Below are 22531 nucleotides of genomic sequence, written 5' to 3' on the forward strand. Positions count from 1 at the left end.
ATTATTAGCAAACATGAGCCGCCTAACACATAGGCGTAAGCAAGCGACGACTTATCCGATTTTTATCGGCGTATTCTCTGTGTCTTGATGTGGTGATAATGTGTTTTGATGTGATGATAATAGTTACTCGGGAAGCATATGTGTTTTTCCATCACTGATAGAAAAAATCCCGACGAGATGTAACGTATAATTACAAACGTCGCTATTCATTAATATTGCACGCATCCTACGATAACCGTTTGACATAACTACCCCTCATTTATTATATGCGATAAATAAAGGGGTAATTTAATAAACGTCACTTTGAAATAGTTCCCCTTCATACCTTTTCCTATTTATTTTTTGAATATCCATTAGACGCTCACCCGTGGGGAAATAACTTAAATCGACGGTGTCATGAAAAATACGAAACCTGTCACTAATGAAATTTTTCTTATCAAGAGATGTAGTAATGATTAATTAACTGCTATAAATCATGCGTCGAAAACAGCCTCCCTGACCTATCCTTTCTCCTCGTTGCCTATCGCAATCTTGCCAACCCAGAAGTCGCCCTCACAATCCGTAATGCTGCGGTTTCTGTCCCAGACAAAAGTGGCCTCTGTCACACGCTATATGGCTTTACCGAATGCCGCCGTTAGAACCCATGAGAGCGCCCCAGAATAACGTATGAAAGTTTGATTCTGTGCCGCCAAAATCGCCCAGACTTCACGCAAAAAACATATATAAGGCGTATTTTGCAAGAGGCCTCACAGTCTCCCGTTACGTTTTGTTGTAAAAAACGACATGTTGTTGTTCAACAATCATCAGCGCATGTGTTGATGGAAGAAGAATAGGAAGCGTTTTCCATGAAACTGTTTTACAAAGCTGAAAGCAGTTCTCTTTTTACACACATTGTTTTGATCGAATCCAAACTGGAATTCAAGCTGGAGAAGGTCAATCTGCGCACGAAAAAGACAGAGCGTGGCACCGACTATACGTTCATCAACCCGAAAGGGATGGTGCCGGCGCTAGAGCTGGATGATGGGTCTATTCTGACTGAAGGTGTCGCTATCGCCGTATACATCGCCGATCTGGTTCCGCACTGTAACCTTATCGCGCCTACCGGGGGTATAGCACGCTACCATACGGTTGAATGGCTGAATTATATTTCTGCGGAGCTGCACAAAACGTTTGCACCGATCTTTCGCCCCGGTACGCCGGAAACGTATAAAGAACTGTTAGTTGAATACTTGCAGGTTAAATTACGTTATATCAATATGGTATTGAGTGAACAGAGCTACCTGGTCGCCAACCGCTTCGGTATCGCCGATGCGTATCTGTTTACCGTGATGCGCTGGGCGCAGTCGCTAAAATTGGATATGTTCCGCTACCCTGCACTGGCGGCTTACCTTGACCATATTGCCGAACGCCCTTCCGTCGTTACCGCGCTTAAGGTTGAAAGGTTGAAAGGTTAACATGCAATAACGCCCCAATATTCGGGGCGTTATACGTTTTACGACAGGCGAGTTGCCTGAAAGTGATGACGCGGATTGGCAATCCCATCCTGAGCCGCCACCAACTGTAGCTCATACTCATTCATCTCTTTCGTCACCAGCATGACTTCATAGACCGCCGCCGTCGTGTGCTCCAGCGCTTTATCCAACGCCACGCCCTTCAGCAAGTTCACCAGTAGTAATCCACTGGTTAAATCACCCACGCCGACAGGTTGACGTTCAAACTCTACCAGCGGGCGGCTGATGTGCCAGGCATCCGTCGGCGTCACCAGCAACATTTCAAAGCTGTCTTCACGCGTGGCAGCGCGACTCAGGTGTTTTACCAGAACGATTTTTGGCCCTTTTGCACACAGGGCACGCGCGGTCTCTACAGCTTCAGCCACGTTATGCACGGTACGAGCACCCAGTAGCTCCAGTTCAGGCAGATTCGGCGCGATAATGTCGGCCGCGAGCAGCGACTGCTGGCAGTGAAAATCAGACACACCGGGCGCGACGATACAACCTTTCTCCGGCGTACCCATCACCGGATCGCAGAAGTACAGCGCGTCAGGATTAGCCTCTTTCACCTGACGAACAATACCCAGAATATGTTCCCCTTGCTCGGCAGAGCCAATATAGCCGCTCAGCACCGCATTACAGGTCTTCAGTTTGTCGATGTTCGCCATTCCCTGCACCACCTCGGTCAGGTGGCTGGCGGGCATCACACACCCCGTCCATTGACCGTATTGGGTATGATTGGAGAACTGCACCGTATTCAACGGCCAAACGTTTGCGCCCATCCGACGCATCGGAAACTCTGCCGCGCTGTTACCGGCATGACCAAAAACGACATGTGACTGGATGGAAAGTATATTTTTCATTAGCTATGACTCAGATCCTTGCCAGCGCCTGCGCGCCTCAACTTACAAGAAGAAAGGGAGCTAACGCTCCCTTATCGGTAATGCTTATGCTTTCCAGCAGATCAGGCAGTAGTGCTTTTTGCCGCGACGCAGCAAGGTGTAGCGATCAAACAGACGGTCGGCATCGCTGAAGGTATATTCAGGGTCAGCCTGTTTTTCGCCGTTAATGGTGACTGCATTCGAAGAGATCATCGTACGAGCCTGACCGCGTGACGGCACGAGCTCAGCGCTGACCAACGCCTGTTGCAAATCCGCACCATTTTCCAGTTCGATAATCGGCATACCATCCTGCGCCAACTGCGCAAAGTCGTCCTGCGTCATATCCTGCAATGCGCCAGAGAACAGGCTTTGTGTAATACGACGAGCCGCTTCCAGACCGGCTTCGCCGTGAACCATACGGGTCACTTCTTCCGCCAGCACGTACTGCGCGCGTGGAGCTTTGCCACTGTTTTTGTCTTCTTCTTCCAACGCATCGATATCTTCGAGGCTCATGAACGTGAAGAATTTCAGGAAACGGTACACATCGGCATCCGCCGTGTTGATCCAGAACTGGTAGAATTTGTAAGGGCTGGTCTTGCTGGCATCCAGCCAGATCGCGCCGCCTTCCGTTTTACCGAATTTCGTCCCATCTGACTTGGTGATCAACGGCACAGTCAAACCGTAAACCTGTTTCTGATTCATGCGGCGCGTCAAATCGATACCAGACGTGATGTTGCCCCACTGGTCAGAACCACCGATTTGCAGCTCGACATCATGCTGCTTGTTCAGCGAGGCAAAGTCGTATCCCTGCAACAGGTTGTAAGAAAACTCGGTGAACGAAATACCGACGTCATCACGGTTTAAACGCTGTTTGACGGCCTCTTTGCTAATCATCTGATTAACGGAGAAGTGCTTGCCGATATCACGCAGGAAATCCAGCACGTTCATACTGCCGAACCAATCGTAGTTATTGGCCGCGATCGCGCTGTTTTTGCCGCAGTCAAAATCCAGGAATGGGGAAACCTGACGACGAATCTTCTCTACCCACTCACCCACGGTTTCAGCCGTGTTTAGCTTACGTTCTGTGGCTTTAAAGCTCGGGTCACCGATCAGCCCCGTGGCACCGCCAACCAGGGCAACTGGCTTGTGGCCAGACAGTTGGAAGCGTTTCAGGCAGAGCAGCGGCACCAGATGCCCCAAATGCAAGCTGTCGGCGGTGGGATCAAAGCCGCAATACAGTGCAATTGGCCCTTGCGCCAGCCGCTCTGCTAACGCTTCCTCATCCGTCACCTGGGCAATCAAGCCCCGCTCTTGCAATTGTTTAATCAGGTTACTACTCGCCATCGATAACTCCATTTTTATAAAAAACAGGCTGTTACGTGCCCATTGGGTTGACGCACAACGCCGTGAGAGATGCGCAGCATACCTGCCTGCTGTCGCATGATGATTTCGCTGCTGCATGGCTTTACGCAACCGACGATGAACGCCATATCGCCGCGCAATGCCCAGTCAGCGCGAAACTTCATAGGATAAAGTGCTGATGATAGGAGCGCCAGCGTTTAACACGGATATTTCGCGATTAAGGCGCTAAACGATCGATCTGCCAGCCCTCGCCCTGCCGCTGGTAGAAAAATCGGTCATGCAGGCGGTGTTCGCCGCCCTGCCAAAACTCGACAGAATCGACAACGACGCGGAAGCCCCCCCAGAAGCTCGGCAAAGGCACCTCGCCATTCTGGAATTTTTGCTTCAACTCCAAAAATTTGCTTTCCAGCACGCCACGCGCTGAAATCCGGCTGGATTGCTTGGATACCCACGCACCAATCTGGCTGTCTTTCGGGCGGCTGTGGAAATATTTCAGCACCTCAAGTGCCGGCAGCTTCTCTACGCGTCCCAGCACCATGACCTGCCGCTCTAGCATATGCCAAGGGAACAACAGGCTGATACGTGGATTGTTTTCCAGATGATGGGCTTTGCGGCTGCCCATATTGGTATAAAACACCATGCCTTTCTCATCATAGTGTTTCAGCAGAACGATACGCTGGTAAGGCTGCCCGTGCTCATCCACGGTCGCAACGGACATCGCGGTAGGATCGGCCAGTTTTGCGTCGCAGGCCTGCTTTAGCCAGCGTTCAAATAAATCCAGCGGGTTCGCGGGAAGATCGCTACGGCGAAGCCCTCCACGCGTGTATTCACGGCGGATGTCAGCAATATCGGCGGGTTGAATAAGAGGCGTACCGTCAGAAGGGGAGCGTTCCTGAGTCATAATATCCTGCTGTCGCAATGTCGGGCCAGAAGCGGGCGAAAATCCCATTCTGCTCCCGTACCCGAAAAATCGCAATCAGCAGCGACACCGCGACCGTGCGGCGTCAGTTACATCGGTGCCAACACACAGTCGTCTATGATAACCCGTTCACCCCGTTGGATAAATGCACGATCGCCTTTGCTCCAGAAGGTGTAGGTATCATTACTGTATCTGACGCCAGACGCGGACACCACTTGAGGGAGCGTGAGACGTTCGCCGTCCAGCAAGAAACTCACCTGCGGAGTCGCTTCACCGCCCTGCTGTAGCGTCACGGTTAGCGGCATTGTCCCGCATTGATAATGCAGCGTTTCCATCGTCTGTTTATGACCAAAATAACTGCATCCACTCAGCAGAATCAGCACTGTCCCTGTCAGCAATCGTTTCATTATTTTCCTCCTGTCATTCTTGTCGATGACGGCAACTGACGCTGCCGCTCATTTAAGTTTAACAAGAGGATAGCGATGAACCTTTCGGCAAAATCTGATTAATCCGCATTGACCGGATAAATCGCGCCTAACACCGTTTCCTGACTCGCTCCCGTGACAGACGGCAGATTGCCCGGCAACCCTGATAGCGTGCGTGACGCCAGCCAGGCAAATGCCAGTGCTTCCATATCATCGCCGCTCACGCCACATTCATCCGTCGTGCTGACTTCAATGCCCGGCAGCAGGGCAGAGAGACGCGCCATAATGAGCGGATTACGTGCGCCACCGCCGCAAACCAGTAAGCGTTCACATCCACCGACCAACAGCACCTGTTCAGCGATGCTCATAGCCGTTAACTCAACCAGCGTAGCCTGAACATCCTGCGGCGCTATCGGCGGCAGGCCAGCCAGCATTCTTTCCAGCCAACCCAGATTGAAATACTCACGCCCGGTGCTTTTGGGCGCTCGCAACGCAAAATAAGGATCGGTCAGCATCCGGCGTAGCAATAGTGGATTCACCTGACCATTCATCGCCCATTCGGCGTCTTTATCATACGGCCGCGCGCAGTGCCGCCAGATCCAGGCATCCAACAGCATATTGCCGGGACCGGTGTCGTAGCCACGCACGGGCGCACCCGGCACCAACAGCGACAGATTGGCGATGCCACCAATGTTGAGTACGATACGTCGTTCGACAGGATGCAACAGCAACGCATGGTGGAACGATGGCACCAGCGGAGCACCCTGCCCGCCATAAGCCAAATCGCGGCGGCGAAAATCCCCCACGGTCGTAATGCCAGTCAAGGCGGCAACGCGGTTATTATCGCCGATCTGCAACGTGCAAGGCGTATCGCCCGTGGGTTCATGCCAGACCGTCTGCCCGTGGCAGCCAATCGCGGTGATGTCCTCCGCACTCAGTTCCGTCTCTTTAAGTAGCGTCAGCACGGCTTCGGCAAACAAGATGCCCAGACGCGTATCCAACTGCCCCAGCGCCGACAGCGTTATCGCCTGCCCCTGACACATCCCCAGAATGGCCATTTTGATGTCCTGCGGTATCGGGTGACAGTAGCTGGCCTGCTGAGCAACCGTATGTTCATCAATCGCGGCTAGCACAACATCCACACCATCAAGGCTGGTGCCGGACATTACGCCAATATATCTGCCTGATCTCATTGTATAACCTTTGCCCTGTGGGATAAAAAGAGAACACCGATAAGAACCGTTACGTTGAGAATAAAAGTAGCACGTTAACACGCTGAATTATTAAAATTTTTACGTTTTTTCCACACGGGTTAGGTTTTAACCAAAAGTGGAATGTTGATAATATTTGCTACAAAAAAAACCATTTTTCATGCGATTTATCCTTCTGTTTATACGCAATTTATGCGCACTATTATATTCTGAAAAAAAGAGTAAAAAGAGTGGCATGCTACACTGAGCCAGACCATAATTTATTGGTATAACACTGCGTCGGCCGCGGCTGAGCCAGCCCGACATATTCGCGATTAAGGAGTTCGTATTATGATGAAGCGTTTACTTGTGGTTACCCTTGCTGGTATCACGCTGGCTGGTTGTGCTAATACCAGTACGCTTTCAGGTGATGTTTACAGCGCATCCGAAGCTAAACAAGTGCAGACCGTGACCTACGGTACGATTGTTTCTATGCGTCCGGTTCAAATTCAGGCGGGAGAAGATTCTAACGTGATCGGCGCACTGGGCGGTGCGGTGCTGGGTGGTTTCTTGGGCAACACTATCGGCGGTGGTTCTGGTCGTAGCCTGGCGACGGCTGCAGGTGCAGTAGCCGGTGGTGTAGCGGGTCAAAGCGCTACGAGTGCGCTGAACCGCACACAGGGTGTAGAATTGGAAATTCGTCGTGATGACGGCAGTACCATTATGGTGGTACAGAAGCAAGGTGATACGAAATTCAGCGCGGGCCAACGCGTTGCCATGGCCAGCAATGGCCGCAGTATTACCGTCTCCCCACGCTAATGCTGTGTGACGATCGCCACGTTCTGCGGCGATCGTCACAACGAATAATCAACTCCAGGAATAAATAACCAATAATCGATACCGGTAATATTGCCGAGCTTTAATTCTCCCTCTGCGTAACCCAAATTTAGCTACGCTTGATTCTCATGTAATGCCAATATATTTTTCTCAAGACGCGAAACCAGCAACGCTAATTCATCAACCTGCTCCGGCGTAATTCCAAATAAGACTTCACTACGTGTATGGCTAATTACACCATTGACAGCCTGTATGATTGGCTCTGCTGATTCGGTCAGCATAATACGTTTTGCCCGACGATCGTGCGCACAAACGTGGCGAGTGATTAACCCTTTTTCCTCAAGCTGATCCAGTGTTCGGACTAATGAGGGTTGCTCAATACCTATCGCTTTAGCGAGTTGAATCTGCGACTGCCCAGGGGGTAGATGGTATATGTTATGCAACGTGACCCAATGCGTCTGAGTCAGTTCAAGTGGTTTTAATCGATGATCGACCAGTGCACGCCATACGCGCACCAGACGGGCTAAATCAGATCCTAATGGCAATTCCATCACCTCTCCTTATTGTTAGCACGCTAAGTTATATCCCTGGATTGCAATCAACTCTGATTTATAAAAATAAAAAATGACTTTATTGTTGTAAAAATAGCTCCATATGAAATGGATTCTATCAAATAAACGTCTTTTAAAAATGATCTCAGGCTTATTTTATTCAATCCGAACGCGCCTGCGTTGCTTAAACAAAATTTCACGTAAATAGATCATCTAAGACAAGATAACTTAGAACAACGATGGCTGACGGGACTCTGCTGGTGTATCGGGTTTCTCTGAACGCTGTGACCGTTTCATTCTCTGCCGACACAAACGCAGCACATCCTGTTTCTGCGCATCACTCATTTGGCCCCAACTAAAGCGCTCATGACGACTGCGAAAGCAACCGCGACAATATCCGCTTTCACCCGCCTGACAAATACCACGGCATGGATTAGGGACAACAAAGAGTTCAAGTTGCTCTGGCACAACACCTCCTACTACAACTCTATTTATTGAAGCCCTGTTCTTTACCGCTGGCAAGCTCAAACGGACAGTCACAATGAAAATAATTAGGTAACCATTGTAATAACTGACGATTTTTTTACACGCCAGGCAGCCTAAAATTGCCACAACGCGCTATTTACCCCTCCTGAGAGTACGTTTTAACACAAACCTCACCATAGTGTCGCATTTTTAGCATCATCCCAACAGCTTGGACTCGGTAGCGCCACAACGCTATACTTCCCTCTTTGTTGCACTTTTAACGAGGACACTATGCGCTTACTTCACACCATGCTGCGTGTTGGCGATTTACAACGTTCTATCGATTTCTATACCCAAATCTTGGGCATGCGCGTGCTGCGCACCAGCGAGAATGCCGAATACAAATATACGTTGGCTTTCGTCGGTTATACCGAAGAGAGCGAAGGTGCAGTTATCGAATTGACCTACAACTGGGGCGTCGACAGCTATGATTTGGGCAACGCCTATGGTCATATCGCGCTGGGCGTTGACGATGTTGCCGCAACCTGTGAGCGTATCCGCAAAGCAGGTGGCAATGTAACGCGCGAAGCGGGCCCGGTCAAAGGCGGTACGACCGTGATCGCGTTCATCGAAGATCCAGACGGTTATAAAATCGAGTTGATCGAAAATGCCCACGCCGGTAACGGCATCGGTCAATAATCCCCCGCATTCTACAGGTGCTGCATCGGCACCTGTTCTCCCTCTTCTTCTGCTATCTCCACCCTTTGAAACCGCAACGGGCATGCTGCATCTCCGGCCAAAATTTGCAATAATGCGCGCTGCGTTTTGCTAACAATTAAGAGAAAAATGGCTGATAAAAGTGATCTGAACGCCCTGAGCGGCCGTTTTCGTGGATTTTACCCGGTAGTGATTGATGTTGAAACCGCCGGATTTAATGCGAAAACCGATGCCTTGCTGGAAGTTGCGGCGGTAACCTTAAAAATGGATCAAGACGGTTGGTTACAGCCAGATGAAACGCTACATTTTCATGTCGAGCCATTTGAGGGTGCGATTCTGGAACCCGCCGCACTGGCGTTTAATGGTATTGACCCTACCAATCCGCTGCGTGGCGCAGTGAGCGAATATGACGCGCTGCATGAAATTTTCAAAGTCGTGCGTAAAGGGATCAAAGATCAAGGCTGCAACCGCGCGATTATCGTGGCGCATAATGCCACTTTCGATCATAGCTTTATGGCTGCAGCAGCCGAGCGCTGTAGCCTGAAACGTAATCCCTTCCACCCTTTTGCCACTTTCGATACCGCGGCTCTCAGCGGACTGGTGTTAGGCCAAACGGTTCTTGCTAAAGCTTGTATTACCGCAGGAATAGCGTTTGACTCCAGCCAGGCCCACTCCGCGCTGTATGACACCAACCAGACGGCATTGCTTTTCTGTGAGTTGGTTAACCGCTGGAAACGTCTGGGCGGATGGCCGATTGCACTGGAAGAAAATTCGCTGGAAAACGCATCAGGCGAAGACTGAAAAGATTGAGATCAAAAAACGGGTGCCATAAAAGCACCCGTTGGAAGGATTCACGCACGCATCGTAATAACATTTGACATCGTCATTACGCAGGACGAAGGAATTACTCTTGCTCGGCCTGCTGCGCTTTATATTTGTCTGCCGTTTCTTTGATCAGCGGTTGCAGTTCACCACGCTGAAACATTTCTACCACGATATCACAACCGCCAACCAGCTCACCATCAACCCACAGTTGCGGGAATGTCGGCCAGTTCGCGTATTTCGGCAGTTCAGCACGAATGTCTGGATTCTGCAAAATATCAACATACGCAAAACGTTCGCCACAGGCAGATAACGCCTGAACCGTCTGCGCGGAAAAGCCACAGCTTGGCAATTTCGGGGAGCCTTTCATGTACAGCAGAATCGGGTTTTCAGCAATTTGGCGCTGAATTTTTTCAATTGTCGGTGTCGTCATCTTCTTGCTTCCTTAATTCTATAGGATGGCTAACGTCCAAAACGCTAGCCATGAGCCGCCGTCAGAGGTGCTACGACAGCGACATTGACTCAGTGATATTGTACCGATGCCACTGCCCACAAAAAAACGCCATTTTTTGTAGGGTTATTTTCTCTTGAAGGAATTTGTCATTGATGAAATCAACGCCAGAAAACGCTGATAAATCAATCGAAAAAATAACTATTAACGTTTTTTCACTATTCTGTATGAATAAAGCGACTGTGCCCACTTTTTTATGGCGCCGTTTTCAGGAATACTGTGAGGATTGAGCGAGTTAAGGATTATGTTCGGTCACTGTTATTATGCGCTTATTTATTACTCTTTTTATATTATTTTTCAGCAATCTATCCCTGAACGTGGTTCAGGCTGCGCCGCATACCCCGCATTCTGCGCCGAAGAAAAGCGCCGTGGTAGAAACGAATAAGAAAAGCCGCCAAACAAAGGGTAATGCTAAGTCACCGACGCCGATCAAAAGCAAAAAACCAGAACCTACCGCCGTCAGCAATAAACCCAAATCCCGCACCGCGAGCAAAGTGACAGAAAAAAAACCGTCACGGACGCAAAGCAGCACGCCCGCGCTCGTGAAAAAGAATCTTAAAAAGCTGAAGCCTGAAGAAGAGAAACAAACCACCGCACAAGCCAGAGTCAAAACCGGACTGAAGAAGACCGCACTCAAGGGGAAAGCGGATAAAAATCCAGCGCCGACAGAAAAAGGTATGGCGCTAAGCGCCGCACATAAAAAACGCTATCAGCATGCCAAAACGACCGCAATGAATAAATTGATGAGTCAGATAGGTAAGCCTTACCACTGGGGCGGTTCCTCTCCCTTTACCGGATTCGACTGTAGCGGACTGGTTTATTACGCCTACAAAGATGTCGTTAAGATCCAAATTCCACGCACTGCAAACGAAATGTATCACCTGCGTGATGCTGCTCCGATTAAAAAGAGTGAGCTGGAAAGTGGCGATCTGGTCTTCTTCCGCATCAATAATCGTGGGGCAGCCGATCACGTCGGGGTTTATCTGGGGGAAGGAAAATTTATTCAGTCGCCACGGACAGGCTCAGACATTCGTATCAGCAAGCTGAGTGAAGATTATTGGCAGGAGCACTACGTTGGTGCACGTCGCGTGGTCACACCGCAGACGATTCGTTAAGAGACAGATTATATCTGGTATACCCTAAATAATTCGAGTTTCAGGAAGGCGGCAAGCGAAGGAATCCCGATGAACTTACTCAAGTAAGTGATTCGGGTGAGTGAACGAAGCCAACGCACATGCAACTTGAAGTATGACGGGTATAAAACGATTCAGACACGTTTTATGCATCATCAACGTGTCTGAATACCTAACCCGCCCAGAGGCACCGTTCGGTTAGTTCAGCACCGCAATAAAACTAAACGCGATGATCACAGCCAACGAACCAACAGTTGTCAGCAAAGACATCTTCAGATCTGTATCCATGAATTACTCCTTATTAACGAACGAATTTTATCTGAAAGCTTCATCTGAAAAGACACCACCGTTCACAGCCAAACCCGTTTAGGTAGTAAAAGCCACAAATAATAGGGTTATTACGATTCTTTCATAATTGTAGCGAAAAATCTCGGACGAATGCATCACTAATAGTATAAATTAGCCCTTTCACTTTCATGATAAATCGGACACAATCCGCTGTTTATGAAAGCGCTACGTATCAGTCGAAAAACGTCAACCCAGATCCCTTCGGTATAACATTCGGCATTCTCCTTCTGAAATCCTGTTTTTTAGCTTAGAAGAAGAACATTAAACGTAGGCAAACGATTAACAATATACTTACGTCTATAACAGGTAAGTTCAGGAGTCATTTTTAGATGGCAACGATTAAAGATGTGGCAAAACGTGCTGGCGTTTCCACCACAACCGTATCGCACGTGATCAATAAAACACGTTTCGTCGCCGAAGAGACTAAGGCAGCCGTCAGGGCAGCAATCAAAGAATTGCACTATTCACCCAGCGCCGTCGCCCGCAGCCTCAAAGTTAATCACACTAAATCTATCGGCTTGCTGGCCACTTCCAGTGAAGCACCCTATTTCGCCGAGATCATTGAAGCCGTTGAAAATAGCTGCTACGCCAAAGGCTACACGCTGGTGCTGTGTAATTCGCATAACGACATCGGCAAGCAGCGCGCTTATCTTTCCATGCTGGCGCAAAAACGCGTCGACGGCCTGCTGGTAATGTGCGCCGAATATCCACCAGAGCTGTTGTCGATGTTGGAAGATTATCGCAGCATTCCGATGGTCGTGATGGACTGGGGACAGATGCACAGCGATTTTACCGATACGATTATCGATAACGCCTTTGAAGGCGGTTATATGGCAGGCCGCTACCTGATTGAACGCGGCCATCGGGATATCGGCGCCATCCCCGGCACTCAAGAACGCAACACCGGCAGCGGACGCTACCTCGGCTTTTTGAAAGCGCTGAAGGAAGCCGACATCACCGTACGCGACGAATGGGTGGTTCGAGGCGATTTTGAACCAGAATCCGGCTATAAAGCCATGCATCAGATCCTCGCACAGAAACAGCGTCCAACGGCTGTATTCTGCGGCGGCGATATTATGGCGATGGGGGCCATCTGTGCGGCTGACGAGCTGGGTCTGCGCGTGCCGCAGGATATTTCGGTGATCGGTTATGACAACGTGCGCCACGCGCGTTTCTTTACGCCTGCGCTGACCACCATCCACCAGCCAAAGGAGCGTCTGGGTCAATCCGCGTTCTCTATGCTACTGGATCGAATCACTAGTAAACGGGAAGATGCGCACGTCATTGAAGTGCACCCGACGTTGATTGAGCGCCGCTCGGTGGCAGACGGCCCCTACCTCGACTATCGCCGCTAGTCGCCGCTATTCTGTACAGCCGTTTTTCTTATTCCTGCCTGCATCCTCTCTCTGCTTCAGCCAATTCTCTTGTATGCTGGCTGAAGCCGTTATAATTCTATACCCTAAATAATTCGAGTTGCATGAAGGCGGCAAGCGAGGGAATCCCGATGAGCTTACTCAAGTAAGTGATTCGGGTGAGTGAACGTAGCCAACGTACATGCGGCTTGAAGTATGACGGGTATAATACCGTGTTTCATTTTCTCTGGTGACAGCCGATACCTCGGCTGCGATAAGTGTTGTCCAGGTATGTTTTACGATACTTTTACATGTGAAAAGTTAAGGAGACATGATGGGTTTACCTTATACAGAAGAATGGGATCCTAATACCGCGCCCTGGTTCCACATCGTGCAAGACATGCTGGCCAGCGCGGATATCGCCATCAACGGCACTCGCCCTTTTGACATCCGCGTGACCAACCCCAATTTCTTTAAACGTATCCTGCGTGAGGGATCGCTGGGGCTGGGAGAAAGCTACATGGATGAATGGTGGGAGTGTGAACGGCTGGATATGTTTTCCCATCGCGTCATGCGCGCGGGGCTGGATGCCAGGCTGCCCCGCCGTCTGCACGACCTGACGCGCGTCGCCCTCTCCCGCGTCACGAATTTACAATCCCGTCGACGCGCTCAGGTTGTCGGTAAAGCGCATTACGATTTAGGTAACGACCTCTTTACCCTGATGCTGGATCCCTATATGCAATACTCCTGCGCCTATTGGAAACAGGCACAGACGCTGGAACAGGCGCAGGAAGATAAACTCGCCATGATCTGCGAAAAGCTCCAGTTAACATCAGGGATGACGCTGCTGGATATCGGCTGTGGCTGGGGCGGGTTGGCCGAATTCGCGGCACGTCACTACGGTGTTTCAGTGTACGGCATCACCATTTCCAGAGAACAACAGGTGCTGGCACAGCGACGTTGTCAGGATCTGAACGTCACCATTGAATTACAGGATTACCGCGATCTCGATCGGCAATTCGATCGCGTGGTGTCAGTTGGCATGTTTGAACACGTCGGGCCACGCAACTATGACAATTATTTCCGCGTCGTGCGGCGTAATCTAAAACCCGATGGGCTGTTTCTGCTACATACCATCGGGGCCAATAAGACCAATCCGCACATCGATCCCTGGATTCATAAATACATCTTCCCCAACGGCTGTATTCCCTCCGTACAGCATATTGCGCAGGCAAGCGAGCCTTATTTGGTGATGGAAGACTGGCATAATTTCGGTGCTGATTACGATCGTACCTTAATGGCCTGGCACGCTCGCTTTCAGCAGAACTGGCCACGGCTTTCCACACGCTACACGGCCCGCTTCCGCCGGATGTTCAGCTACTATCTTAACTTTTGTGCAGGGGCTTTCAGAGCAAGGGAACTTCAGCTCTGGCAGGTCTTGTTCAGCACGGATGGGGTCGACGGTGGATTGCGCGTTGCGCGCTGACAGCATTGTGTGTTGACAGAAAGTCGTGTGCTGACTGAAAAGAGAAACCGGACGAGGCTATTCGTCCGGTTTACAAGCACAGGCAACGCGAAAATTACTCTTCTTTGCCCAGGTCACTCGCCTGCTTACTCGCCAACACGCGCTCGACCGTATCGACTACGGCCTGTGTCTGCGGGTCGATTTCGATATTAATGCGATTTCCCAGACGCTTCTGCCCCAGCGTGGTGCGATTCAGCGTTTCTGGAATTAAATGCACGCAGAAGCGTCCACGGGTTACTTCTCCTACCGTCAGGCTGATACCGTCAATCCCAACGAAGCCTTTATGTAGCACGTATTTCATCAGTGCTTCATCTGCCAGACGGAACCAAATCTGATGGTTATTCTCTGACACCTGAATCTTCACCACTTCCGCCGTACACATGATGTGGCCTGACATGACGTGCCCACCGATCTCATCACCGAATTTTGCGGCACGCTCAATATTGACGACATCACCTTCATGGATATCGCCCAGATTCGTTAACCGCAGCGTTTCCTTCATGAGATCAAAACTGACACGATCGCCGTCAATGGCGGTTACCGTCAGGCAGCAACCGTTGTGCGCCACCGAAGCGCCGGGCACGAGCCCTGGCAACAGGTCGGGAGGGAGCTGGACAATGTGCGTGCGAAAGTTGGATTTTTCTTCAATCGACACCACCGGCGCGGTGCCCTGAACAATACCGGTAAACATGCGGTTTGCCTCTTAAAAACAAAGAAATGACGTTGTGCAGTGTGCCCGATATTCCGCGGAAAACCAAACCGGAATACGGTACGTCAGAGGTTATCGAAACCGCAGCGTAACAAAAAGAATATATTCTCTTTCAAGCTGGTTTACTTTTATTAAGTCGTTACAATAACGTTCTCATTTTATTCTTGACGTTTTTCATATCCAGATTATTCATCCCGCTAGCAAAATTACGTCATTCAAGGAAGGTATCCGTGCAACAGTATCTGACAGAAGCGCGTAAATTATCGGCGCTTGCTGTTCCTGTCATTATTGCGCAAGTGTCCCAAACGTCGATGGGTGTGGTTGACACCGTCATGGCCGGTGCTTATAGCGCCACCGATATGGCCGCCGTCGCCGTGGGAACCTCTATCTGGCTACCCGCCATTCTTTTTGGCCATGGCCTGCTGTTGGCACTGACGCCCGTTGTTGCACAGCTCAACGGTTCCGGCCGACGCGATCGCATCTCTTATCAGGTGCGACAGTCCTTCTTCCTCGCCGCCATCATTTCTGTGCTTACGATGCTAGTGCTATATCAGGGGGAATACGCCATTAACCTGATGAGCGACAATTCGCCTGAGCTGGCGGCGAAAGCCATCGACTATCTGCATGCGCTGCTGTGGGGCGTTCCCGGCTATCTGTTCTATCAGGTTTTACGCTGCCAGTGTGAAGGGCTGTCCAAAACCTACCCCGGCATGATGATTGGATTCATCGGGCTGTTAATCAACATCCCGATCAACTACATCTTTATCCACGGTAAATTTGGCATGCCCGAACTGGGCGGTGTTGGCTGCGGCGTGGCTACCGCCTCGGTTTACTGGATTATGATGCTATTGATGATGCTCTATACCCGCCGCGCTTCCTGGCTACACGATATCCGCCTGCACCGTCCCGCATTCCGCCCGGACGTTGCCGTGCTGAAACGCCTCTTTGGCCTCGGTTTACCTATCGCGCTGGCATTACTTTTTGAAGTAACACTCTTTGCCGTGGTGGCGCTGTTGGTGTTGCCGCTGGGCGTCGTCGATGTGGCAGGTCACCAGATTGCCCTGAACTTCAGCTCGCTGATGTTCGTTCTTCCGCTCTCGGTTGGCGTTGCGACCACCATTCGCGTCGGGCATCGCTTAGGGGAAGGTTCGGTTGAAAACGCCCGTATCGCCGCACACACCGGTATCATGGCGGGTGTAGCCTTAGCCAGCTGTACGGCTATTTTCACCACGCTGCTGCGCGAGCCTATCGCCCTGCTCTACAATCAGGATCCGCTGGTGGTGGCAATGGCTTCTCAGCTCATGCTGTTGGCTGCCGTTTATCAAATCTCCGATGCCGTTCAGGCCATCGGCAGTGGTGTTCTGCGCGGCTATAAAGATACTCGGTCAATTTTCTATATTACGTTCACCGCGTACTGGGTGCTGGGGTTACCGAGTGGCTACCTGCTGGCGTTGACGGATATTATCGTGCCGCGCATGGGGCCTGCGGGTTTCTGGTGTGGTTTCATCATTGGTCTGACGGCAGCGGCAGTGATGATGGTCACGCGAATTCGTTTTCTTCAGCGCCAACCCGCCGCACGGATTTTAGCGCGCGCCTCCCGCTAGATAATGTTTCATCCAGTTTACGTCGAAAAAAACGACGGAATGGATACAACCCCAGCAATCGCACTGGCAAGAGCACAAAATTGCATTTTTCCTCTTGCCAGTTTTCCCCTTGCTCGCTACTATTCGCCTCGCTGTCAGACAGGCAGCTCGGTATCTCAATGCGTTCATAGCTCAGTTGGTTAGAGCACCACCTTGACATGGTGGGGGTCGTTGGTTCGAGTCCAATTGAACGCACCATTTCTTGTTTTTTCCTTCGATTCCGCCCTTTTTTATTGTCTCTTATATTCGATTAGTGCTGCCATTATCAGGGTAGCTACCCTCTATATCTACTCATTAACACAGCGTCTGTATTAACAGGCCAGAAGCCATTTATGCCCCCAGCCTGCGTTTTCAAAATTGCTGATTACCTAATTAGACTATTGGTGAATGAATACGACAGAGCGCCGCCGTTATTCCGCTTGTGATTCGATCACCACCACGCACTGCCCCACGCGAACGGATGCGCCGGGCTGACAGCGGATCTCCCGCACCGTGCCGCGCTGCGGCGACACAATCGGGATTTCCATTTTCATGGATTCGAGAATCATCAGCGTGTCCCCCTCGGCTACCGTTTTGCCGATCTCCGTCGTCACCTGCCAGAGATTACCGGAAATTGGGCTTTCAACGCCGACCTGTCCCAGCAGGATCGGTGCTTCGCTCGCCTCTTCGATCACCACATCCACGCTATCCGTCACCGATTGACCGGCAATACGCCAGCGCTCACGCTCTGCCTCAAACGCAGCCCGCTGACGGACGCGGAATGCTTCAATTTCTTCCGCTTCCCGCGACAGGAAATCCTGATAGGCGTTTAGCGCCAGTTCGCTTTGCTCGATCCGTAACGGGTAGCGCCCTAGCGGGAAATCCCGTCGGATCGATAACAACTCGTCGGCCGACACCGGATAGAAGCGAATTTGGTCAAAGAAGCGCAGCAGCCACGGCTTACCGTCAAATGCATCAACGCCGCGATAGCGATCCCACATTTGCAACGTGCGTCCAACAAACTGGTAGCCACCAGGCCCTTCCATGCCGTAAACGCACAGGTAAGCGCCGCCGATGCCCACCGAGTTTTCCGCCGTCCAGGTACGCGCCGGATTATATTTGGTGGTGACTAACCGATGGCGCGGATCCAGCGGCGTTGCCACCGGTGCACCGAGATAAACATCGCCCAATCCCATCACCAGATAGCTAGCCTCAAAGACCGTACGGTAAACCTCATCAAGATTATCCAATTCGTTAATACGGCGGATAAACTCAAGGTTGCTCGGGCACCAGGGCGCATCGCTGCGTACCGTGGTCATGTATTTTTGAATCGCCAGTTGGCAGGCGGGATCGTCCCAGGACAGCGGCAGATAAACCACCCGTGATGGCACTGTCAGATTCTGCTGGGTGCAAACGTCCTGCCATAGCGTAGAAAGCACATCCAACAGGTGCTGTAACGAAAGCATTTCGGGGCGATAGTGCACCTGCAACGAGCGAATGCCCGGCGTCACGTCAATGATGCCATCGAGCGTCTGTTGCTCCAGCGCCAGCATCAGCGCATGGACGCGGAAACGTAGCGCGACATCCAGCTCCGCCGCTCCCACTTCCAACAGCAAATGGGTATCGCCGGACAGCCGTACAACCAGCCGTTTATCCTCCTCACCGGTATCCAACACCACCGGAGGAATGAGCGCGGCAGGCGACCAGTCGACAGCGATCGGGACAAGTTGCTCCACCTCCGCATGACGTGCCTGCGCCAGCGCGCGCGCCGTCGGGAGGTCGACAGGAATAAAGCGCACACGATCGCCCGCATTAAGCTGCCCTAGCGCCCACAGATCGGCTTCGATTATCGTCACCGGACAAACAAATCCGCCCAGACTCGGGCCATCCGGCCCCAGAATAACCGGCATATCGCCAGTGAAATCCACCGCGCCAATGGCATACGGGTTATCGTGAATATTCGAAGGATGCAGTCCGGCCTCTCCGCCGCTGTCGCGCACCCACTCTGGTTTCGGCCCAATCAGGCGCACACCCGTGCGGCTGGAGTTAAAATGGACTTCCCACTCGGTGGTGAGGAACGTTTCCATATAGGCAGGCGTGAAATAGTCCGGTGCCGCATGCGGGCCGTAAATCACACGTAGTTCACGCACCGCAGACAATGTGGTGCGCAATGCGTCCGGCAGGCTATCTCCAATACGTCGGTCAGCCAGCGGCGCAAGGTGCAAGACGTCACCCGCCCGCAGCGCCCTGCCCGCATGACCGCCAAATTGCCCCAGCGTGAAGGTACTTTTACTGCCGAGATAGTCCGGCACATCAATACCGCCACGCAGGCAAAGATAGCTGCGAACCCCTTGCGCACTCGCCGCACCTAACCGCAGCGTGCCACCCGCCGGTATCGCAAATACGCGATCCATCGGCACAGGTTGACCGTCCAGCTCGATAGCGATAGCCGCACCAGTGACTGCCGCTACAGCGTCCGTATTAAAACGTAATGTCGGCCCGTTCATCGTGACTTCCAGCGCCGCCATTCCCGCCGGATTCCCCACCAGACGGTTGCCTAAACGCAGCGCGCGATCGTCCATCGGTCCCGATGGCGGCACGCCGACCGCCCAGTAGCCGAGACGTCCGGGATAATCCTGTACGGTGGTCTGCGTACCAGCGCTTACCACTTCGCAGGTTGTCGCTTGGTAGACTAGCGCATCCAGACAGCGCGTCCACGGCTGGCCGCTGGTAAACGGCTCTGCCGCCAGAATCTGACGCAGATAGTCACGGTTGTGTTCCACGCCGTAGAGTCGCGTGTCCGCCAGCGCCCGATCCAGCCCCACCATCGCCTGTTCGCGAGTGGATGCACAGGCGATGATCTTAGCCAGCATCGGGTCGAAAAACGGGGGAATCTCGCACCCTGCCGTCACCCAGGTATCGATACGCAGGCTCTGTCCTTCTGCGGCGGGGAACGCAACTTCCGTCAATAATCCCGGCGACGGCTGGAACTGTTTGCCCGGATCCTCCGCGTACAGACGTGCCTGAATCGCATGCCCCTGCGGCTTCAGTCCGGCAGACAGCTCGCGCAGCGGTGGTAAATCCCCTGCGGCCAGTTCGATCATCCAGCGCACCAGATCCACGCCCCAGACCTGTTCCGTTACGCCATGTTCCACCTGTAGGCGCGTATTGACTTCAAGAAAGTAAAAACGGTCCGTCGCGCTGTCATAAACGAATTCCACTGTTCCGGCACTGCGATAATTCACCGCCTGTGCCAGACTGATCGCCGCCGTACACAGCGCATCGGCGATCCCGTCCGGCAGATTAGGCGCGGGGGTTTCTTCAATCACTTTCTGGTTACGGCGCTGTACCGAACAGTCCCGAACCCCCAGCGCCAACACGTCGCCCTGCCCGTCACCAAAAATCTGTACCTCCAGATGCCGGGCGCGTTCGATATACTTTTCGATGAAAACGCCTGCGTCGCTGAAGTTGTTCTGTCCCAAACGCTTTACCGTTTCAAACGCGTCAGACAGTTCTGTGGTGCTATAGCAGACGCGCATCCCGATTCCACCGCCACCCGCCGTGCTTTTAAGCATGACCGGATAGCCGATCGCTTCCGCCGCCCGAAGGGCCGCATCACTATTTTCCAGCAGCTCGGTGCCTTCCAGCAGCGGCACGTTGTGCTGCTTCGCCAACGCGCGCGCCGTATGTTTTAAGCCGAATACCCGTAGCTGCTGCGGCGTCGGCCCGACAAAGGCAATCTGTGCCGCTTCGCAGGCTTCGGCAAACGCCGCATTCTCGGACAGAAAACCATAGCCGGGATGAATCGCTTGTGCGCCGCTGCGCTGCGCCGCAGAGAGAATTTTTTCTACATCCAGATAGGTATGAGCCGCCGCGCCCTCTCCCAGACTAAGGGCTTCATCGGCATCCTGAATATGCAGGCTACTGATATCGGCATCAGAATAGACCGCGACGCCACGGACGTTCATCTCACGTAGCGAACGCAGAATACGGCACGCAATCGCGCCACGGTTGGCAATCAGAAGTTTGTCGAACATACGCTAGACTCATGCAAGGGCAGGTCGTCCCGCCAAAATGCGATCCGCATGATGGTCGTCCATCGCGGTAACGGTCAAAGGATGTAGAGGCGTGCCCCCACACCGAAATCATCAGGCTTTGTCATGCTGAGAACGACTCGTCGACGGCAGATAATAGCGGTTTGCCCGAGCCTCCAGTACGCTCACCAGCCACGTTTTCACCCGCTGCCAGCGCGTGCCTTTTTCACAATCCAGTGGCATCAGTTCCATATCAGCACCTCCGCTGGCGTTGGGTTCCAACCGTTGCACGGGTTATTCAACTGCGGACAGTTGGAAATCAGCACGATGACGTCCGTTTCAGCACGCAGCTCCACATATTTACCCGGTGCGGAAATACCGTCTTCAAAGGTCAGTCCGCCTTCTGCCGTCACCGGCACGTTCATGAAGAAGTTGATGTTCGCGCCGATGTCCTTTTTGTTCAGGCGGCCATCGTGCAGACAGGCACAGAGAAAGTTATCGCGGCAGCTATGCATGTAGCGTCGGTCAAGCGCATAACGTACGGTATTGCTCTCCTGCGCACAGGCGCCTCCCAGCGTGTCATGGCGACCGCAGGTATCGGCGACAATCGTCAGCAACGGGTTACCAAGGTTGGAATACAGCACGCTGCCCGTCGTCAGGTAGACGCTATTTTGGCGGCGCAGCGTGCGTTGCGGATCGTAGCGTTCACGTGGGTCATCGACGCGATAGAACAACGTATCCACCGCCTGATTGCCTTCCAGATCCAGCAGTCGCAGCGTCTGCCCCTGCTTGACCTCAAACAGATAGGGTTCTCCGGCAGGGATCACATGGCGGAATACCGCGTCCTCGGCCGTTTTATTACTGGCAATTAACGTCATGTCCGGCCTCCTTACAGGCAAAAGCGTTCGGTATTGTGAAACGCGCGTGCATTTTCCTCACGAAACGCACGGCAGTACGCGGCGACATCCTCGCCTTCCGCCCGGCTCCAGGTGAGTGCAATCGGGCGCGGCGCATAGGTCGGGTTAGGATCCATCGGGTGTTGCAAGGCGGTCAGCACCACCAGAGTATCCATCGGCGCGTACAGCTCGATGTAGTCCCCCGCCTGAGAATGATTGGCGTGAAAGTGAAACTGACCTTGCGCATCCACGGTGACTTTGCTGAACAGGTTGATCGTCATCAGCAGATCTTGCAGATTGAGGTTCCATTTCCCCATTTCGACCAGCAGGTTATCCATACCGTTACGGAAAAAGCCGTTGCGCAATTCCTGATAGCGCCCCTGCCCGAATTTCTCCTGCACTTCCTGCGCATTGAGCACGCCGCCAAAGCTGTCGTGCCAGCCGCACGTGTCGGCAACAATCGCTGCCAGCACGCGTCCCATATCGGAATAGAGGCAGTGCCCGACCGTCAGCCTGGCGGTATGTTGCCCTTTCAGGGTATCCGGCAGGCTCAAACGTTCACTGGTCTGGTGGGCGTTGAACAGCAGCAGGCCGACATTGCCGCCGCCTTCCACATCTTCGATACGCAGAATCTGTCCACGTTTGAGGATGAAAGAGGTATGTCCTCCGCCCGGCACTATTTCTTCATCAAACGTCGTTCGGCCTGTCGATGTGTTTGTCGATGTCTGTGTCGCTGTCATAA

The 22531-nt window shown here is 52.3% G+C and carries 23 protein-coding genes and 1 tRNA gene; 9 read left to right on the top strand and 15 right to left on the bottom strand.

What is annotated here, in order from left to right; all coding sequences use genetic code 11:
• The first annotated feature begins 845 nt into the window (after positions 1-845).
• Positions 846-1454: a glutathione transferase GstA gene (gstA, locus tag IG609_RS11205; protein ID WP_193397044.1), complete on the top strand. Its 609-nt coding sequence runs from the start codon at positions 846-848 to the stop codon at positions 1452-1454.
• A 38-nt stretch (positions 1455-1492) separates the two neighbouring features.
• On the opposite strand, the gene pdxY is transcribed toward gstA, so the two are convergent.
• The 6 genes from pdxY to anmK all read right to left on the bottom strand — a co-directional run bounded on the left by pdxY (position 1493) and on the right by anmK (position 6270).
• A complete protein-coding gene (gene pdxY / locus IG609_RS11210; RefSeq protein ID WP_193397045.1) occupies positions 1493-2353 on the bottom strand; it encodes a pyridoxal kinase PdxY in 861 nt (286 codons plus the stop codon).
• A gap of 84 nt (positions 2354-2437) precedes the next feature.
• Positions 2438-3715, bottom strand: a complete 1278-nt coding sequence (gene tyrS / locus IG609_RS11215; protein WP_014915732.1) for a tyrosine--tRNA ligase — start codon at positions 3713-3715, stop codon at positions 2438-2440.
• 14 nt (positions 3716-3729) lie between these two features.
• On the bottom strand, positions 3730-3897 hold the full coding sequence (locus tag IG609_RS11220; RefSeq protein WP_193397046.1) for a hypothetical protein: 168 nt from the start codon (positions 3895-3897) through the stop codon (positions 3730-3732).
• A 53-nt stretch (positions 3898-3950) separates the two neighbouring features.
• A complete protein-coding gene (gene pdxH, locus IG609_RS11225) occupies positions 3951-4634 on the bottom strand; it encodes a pyridoxamine 5'-phosphate oxidase (RefSeq protein WP_193397162.1) in 684 nt (227 codons plus the stop codon).
• 107 nt (positions 4635-4741) lie between these two features.
• The gene (locus IG609_RS11230) at positions 4742-5059 is read right to left on the bottom strand and encodes an MliC family protein (RefSeq protein WP_193397047.1); all 318 of its coding nucleotides are present in this window, start codon (positions 5057-5059) and stop codon (positions 4742-4744) included.
• Positions 5060-5157: 98 nt separating this feature from the next.
• A complete protein-coding gene (anmK, locus tag IG609_RS11235) occupies positions 5158-6270 on the bottom strand; it encodes an anhydro-N-acetylmuramic acid kinase (protein WP_193397048.1) in 1113 nt (370 codons plus the stop codon).
• A 348-nt stretch (positions 6271-6618) separates the two neighbouring features.
• Between anmK and IG609_RS11240 the strand changes: the two genes are divergently transcribed.
• Entirely contained in the window at positions 6619-7086 is a 468-nt protein-coding gene (locus tag IG609_RS11240) for an outer membrane lipoprotein (protein ID WP_116163340.1), read from the top strand.
• A gap of 131 nt (positions 7087-7217) precedes the next feature.
• On the opposite strand, the gene slyA is transcribed toward IG609_RS11240, so the two are convergent.
• Both slyA and IG609_RS11250 read right to left on the bottom strand, forming a co-directional pair.
• Complete coding sequence (slyA, locus tag IG609_RS11245) at positions 7218-7655, bottom strand: transcriptional regulator SlyA (RefSeq protein ID WP_010276609.1); 438 nt, start codon at positions 7653-7655, stop codon at positions 7218-7220.
• Positions 7656-7883: 228 nt separating this feature from the next.
• Positions 7884-8123 (bottom strand): DUF1289 domain-containing protein, encoded by a 240-nt coding sequence (locus IG609_RS11250; RefSeq protein WP_193397049.1) that lies wholly within the window; start codon positions 8121-8123, stop codon positions 7884-7886.
• Positions 8124-8411: 288 nt separating this feature from the next.
• Between IG609_RS11250 and gloA the strand changes: the two genes are divergently transcribed.
• Together gloA and rnt are read left to right on the top strand one after the other, a co-directional pair.
• Entirely contained in the window at positions 8412-8819 is a 408-nt protein-coding gene (gene gloA / locus IG609_RS11255; RefSeq protein WP_193397050.1) for a lactoylglutathione lyase, read from the top strand.
• Positions 8820-8966: 147 nt separating this feature from the next.
• On the top strand, positions 8967-9638 hold the full coding sequence (gene rnt, locus IG609_RS11260) for a ribonuclease T (protein WP_193397051.1): 672 nt from the start codon (positions 8967-8969) through the stop codon (positions 9636-9638).
• A 103-nt stretch (positions 9639-9741) separates the two neighbouring features.
• Here the strand turns inward: rnt and IG609_RS11265 are convergent, their stop codons facing one another.
• Complete coding sequence (locus IG609_RS11265; RefSeq protein WP_102116389.1) at positions 9742-10092, bottom strand: Grx4 family monothiol glutaredoxin; 351 nt, start codon at positions 10090-10092, stop codon at positions 9742-9744.
• A 341-nt stretch (positions 10093-10433) separates the two neighbouring features.
• On the opposite strand from IG609_RS11265, the gene IG609_RS11270 reads away from it, so the two are divergent.
• On the top strand, positions 10434-11285 hold the full coding sequence (locus tag IG609_RS11270) for a C40 family peptidase (RefSeq protein WP_193397052.1): 852 nt from the start codon (positions 10434-10436) through the stop codon (positions 11283-11285).
• A gap of 216 nt (positions 11286-11501) precedes the next feature.
• Here IG609_RS11270 and cydH read toward each other — a convergent pair whose 3' ends face one another.
• Positions 11502-11591 carry a cytochrome bd-I oxidase subunit CydH gene (gene cydH / locus IG609_RS11275; protein ID WP_014915740.1) on the bottom strand — a complete coding sequence of 30 codons (90 nt, stop codon included), beginning with the start codon at positions 11589-11591 and terminating at the stop codon, positions 11502-11504.
• Positions 11592-11980: 389 nt separating this feature from the next.
• Here cydH and purR point away from each other — a divergent pair, with 389 nt between their 5' ends.
• Both purR and cfa read left to right on the top strand, forming a co-directional pair.
• On the top strand, positions 11981-13006 hold the full coding sequence (gene purR, locus IG609_RS11280) for an HTH-type transcriptional repressor PurR (protein ID WP_039471672.1): 1026 nt from the start codon (positions 11981-11983) through the stop codon (positions 13004-13006).
• A 331-nt stretch (positions 13007-13337) separates the two neighbouring features.
• Positions 13338-14489, top strand: a complete 1152-nt coding sequence (gene cfa, locus IG609_RS11285; protein WP_193397163.1) for a cyclopropane fatty acyl phospholipid synthase — start codon at positions 13338-13340, stop codon at positions 14487-14489.
• 94 nt (positions 14490-14583) lie between these two features.
• Here the strand turns inward: cfa and IG609_RS11290 are convergent, their stop codons facing one another.
• A complete protein-coding gene (locus tag IG609_RS11290) occupies positions 14584-15219 on the bottom strand; it encodes a riboflavin synthase (RefSeq protein WP_039519895.1) in 636 nt (211 codons plus the stop codon).
• Between the two features lie 248 nt (positions 15220-15467).
• Here IG609_RS11290 and IG609_RS11295 point away from each other — a divergent pair, with 248 nt between their 5' ends.
• Positions 15468-16841 (top strand): MATE family efflux transporter, encoded by a 1374-nt coding sequence (locus IG609_RS11295; RefSeq protein WP_193397053.1) that lies wholly within the window; start codon positions 15468-15470, stop codon positions 16839-16841.
• A 160-nt stretch (positions 16842-17001) separates the two neighbouring features.
• A tRNA-Val gene (locus IG609_RS11300) sits at positions 17002-17078 on the top strand.
• Between the two features lie 212 nt (positions 17079-17290).
• On the opposite strand, the gene uca is transcribed toward IG609_RS11300, so the two are convergent.
• From uca to IG609_RS11320, 4 genes are all read right to left on the bottom strand, one after another.
• On the bottom strand, positions 17291-20896 hold the full coding sequence (uca, locus tag IG609_RS11305; protein ID WP_193397054.1) for an urea carboxylase: 3606 nt from the start codon (positions 20894-20896) through the stop codon (positions 17291-17293).
• A 111-nt stretch (positions 20897-21007) separates the two neighbouring features.
• The gene (locus IG609_RS11310; protein ID WP_180784456.1) at positions 21008-21145 is read right to left on the bottom strand and encodes a hypothetical protein; all 138 of its coding nucleotides are present in this window, start codon (positions 21143-21145) and stop codon (positions 21008-21010) included.
• Positions 21136-21771: an urea amidolyase associated protein UAAP2 gene (locus IG609_RS11315; protein ID WP_039467800.1), complete on the bottom strand. Its 636-nt coding sequence runs from the start codon at positions 21769-21771 to the stop codon at positions 21136-21138. Before IG609_RS11315 ends, IG609_RS11310 begins: the two co-directional genes overlap by 10 nt.
• A gap of 11 nt (positions 21772-21782) precedes the next feature.
• Positions 21783-22529 carry an urea amidolyase associated protein UAAP1 gene (locus IG609_RS11320; RefSeq protein WP_193397055.1) on the bottom strand — a complete coding sequence of 249 codons (747 nt, stop codon included), beginning with the start codon at positions 22527-22529 and terminating at the stop codon, positions 21783-21785.
• Between the last annotated feature and the right edge of the window lie 2 nt (positions 22530-22531).

It is taken from the genome of Pectobacterium quasiaquaticum (genome assembly GCF_014946775.2).
Lineage (GTDB): Bacteria > Pseudomonadota > Gammaproteobacteria > Enterobacterales > Enterobacteriaceae > Pectobacterium > Pectobacterium aquaticum.

Coding starts and splice junctions, on each gene's coding strand:
- gstA (WP_193397044.1), top strand. CDS start 846: ATGAAACTGTTTTACAAAGCTGAAAGCAGTTCTCTTTTTACACACATT.
- pdxY (WP_193397045.1), bottom strand. CDS start 2,353: ATGAAAAATATACTTTCCATCCAGTCACATGTCGTTTTTGGTCATGCC.
- tyrS (WP_014915732.1), bottom strand. CDS start 3,715: ATGGCGAGTAGTAACCTGATTAAACAATTGCAAGAGCGGGGCTTGATT.
- IG609_RS11220 (WP_193397046.1), bottom strand. CDS start 3,897: ATGAAGTTTCGCGCTGACTGGGCATTGCGCGGCGATATGGCGTTCATC.
- pdxH (WP_193397162.1), bottom strand. CDS start 4,634: ATGACTCAGGAACGCTCCCCTTCTGACGGTACGCCTCTTATTCAACCC.
- IG609_RS11230 (WP_193397047.1), bottom strand. CDS start 5,059: ATGAAACGATTGCTGACAGGGACAGTGCTGATTCTGCTGAGTGGATGC.
- anmK (WP_193397048.1), bottom strand. CDS start 6,270: ATGAGATCAGGCAGATATATTGGCGTAATGTCCGGCACCAGCCTTGAT.
- IG609_RS11240 (WP_116163340.1), top strand. CDS start 6,619: ATGATGAAGCGTTTACTTGTGGTTACCCTTGCTGGTATCACGCTGGCT.
- slyA (WP_010276609.1), bottom strand. CDS start 7,655: ATGGAATTGCCATTAGGATCTGATTTAGCCCGTCTGGTGCGCGTATGG.
- gloA (WP_193397050.1), top strand. CDS start 8,412: ATGCGCTTACTTCACACCATGCTGCGTGTTGGCGATTTACAACGTTCT.
- rnt (WP_193397051.1), top strand. CDS start 8,967: ATGGCTGATAAAAGTGATCTGAACGCCCTGAGCGGCCGTTTTCGTGGA.
- IG609_RS11265 (WP_102116389.1), bottom strand. CDS start 10,092: ATGACGACACCGACAATTGAAAAAATTCAGCGCCAAATTGCTGAAAAC.
- IG609_RS11270 (WP_193397052.1), top strand. CDS start 10,434: ATGCGCTTATTTATTACTCTTTTTATATTATTTTTCAGCAATCTATCC.
- cydH (WP_014915740.1), bottom strand. CDS start 11,591: ATGGATACAGATCTGAAGATGTCTTTGCTGACAACTGTTGGTTCGTTG.
- purR (WP_039471672.1), top strand. CDS start 11,981: ATGGCAACGATTAAAGATGTGGCAAAACGTGCTGGCGTTTCCACCACA.
- cfa (WP_193397163.1), top strand. CDS start 13,338: ATGGGTTTACCTTATACAGAAGAATGGGATCCTAATACCGCGCCCTGG.
- IG609_RS11290 (WP_039519895.1), bottom strand. CDS start 15,219: ATGTTTACCGGTATTGTTCAGGGCACCGCGCCGGTGGTGTCGATTGAA.
- uca (WP_193397054.1), bottom strand. CDS start 20,896: ATGTTCGACAAACTTCTGATTGCCAACCGTGGCGCGATTGCGTGCCGT.
- IG609_RS11310 (WP_180784456.1), bottom strand. CDS start 21,145: ATGGAACTGATGCCACTGGATTGTGAAAAAGGCACGCGCTGGCAGCGG.
- IG609_RS11315 (WP_039467800.1), bottom strand. CDS start 21,771: ATGACGTTAATTGCCAGTAATAAAACGGCCGAGGACGCGGTATTCCGC.
- IG609_RS11320 (WP_193397055.1), bottom strand. CDS start 22,529: ATGACAGCGACACAGACATCGACAAACACATCGACAGGCCGAACGACG.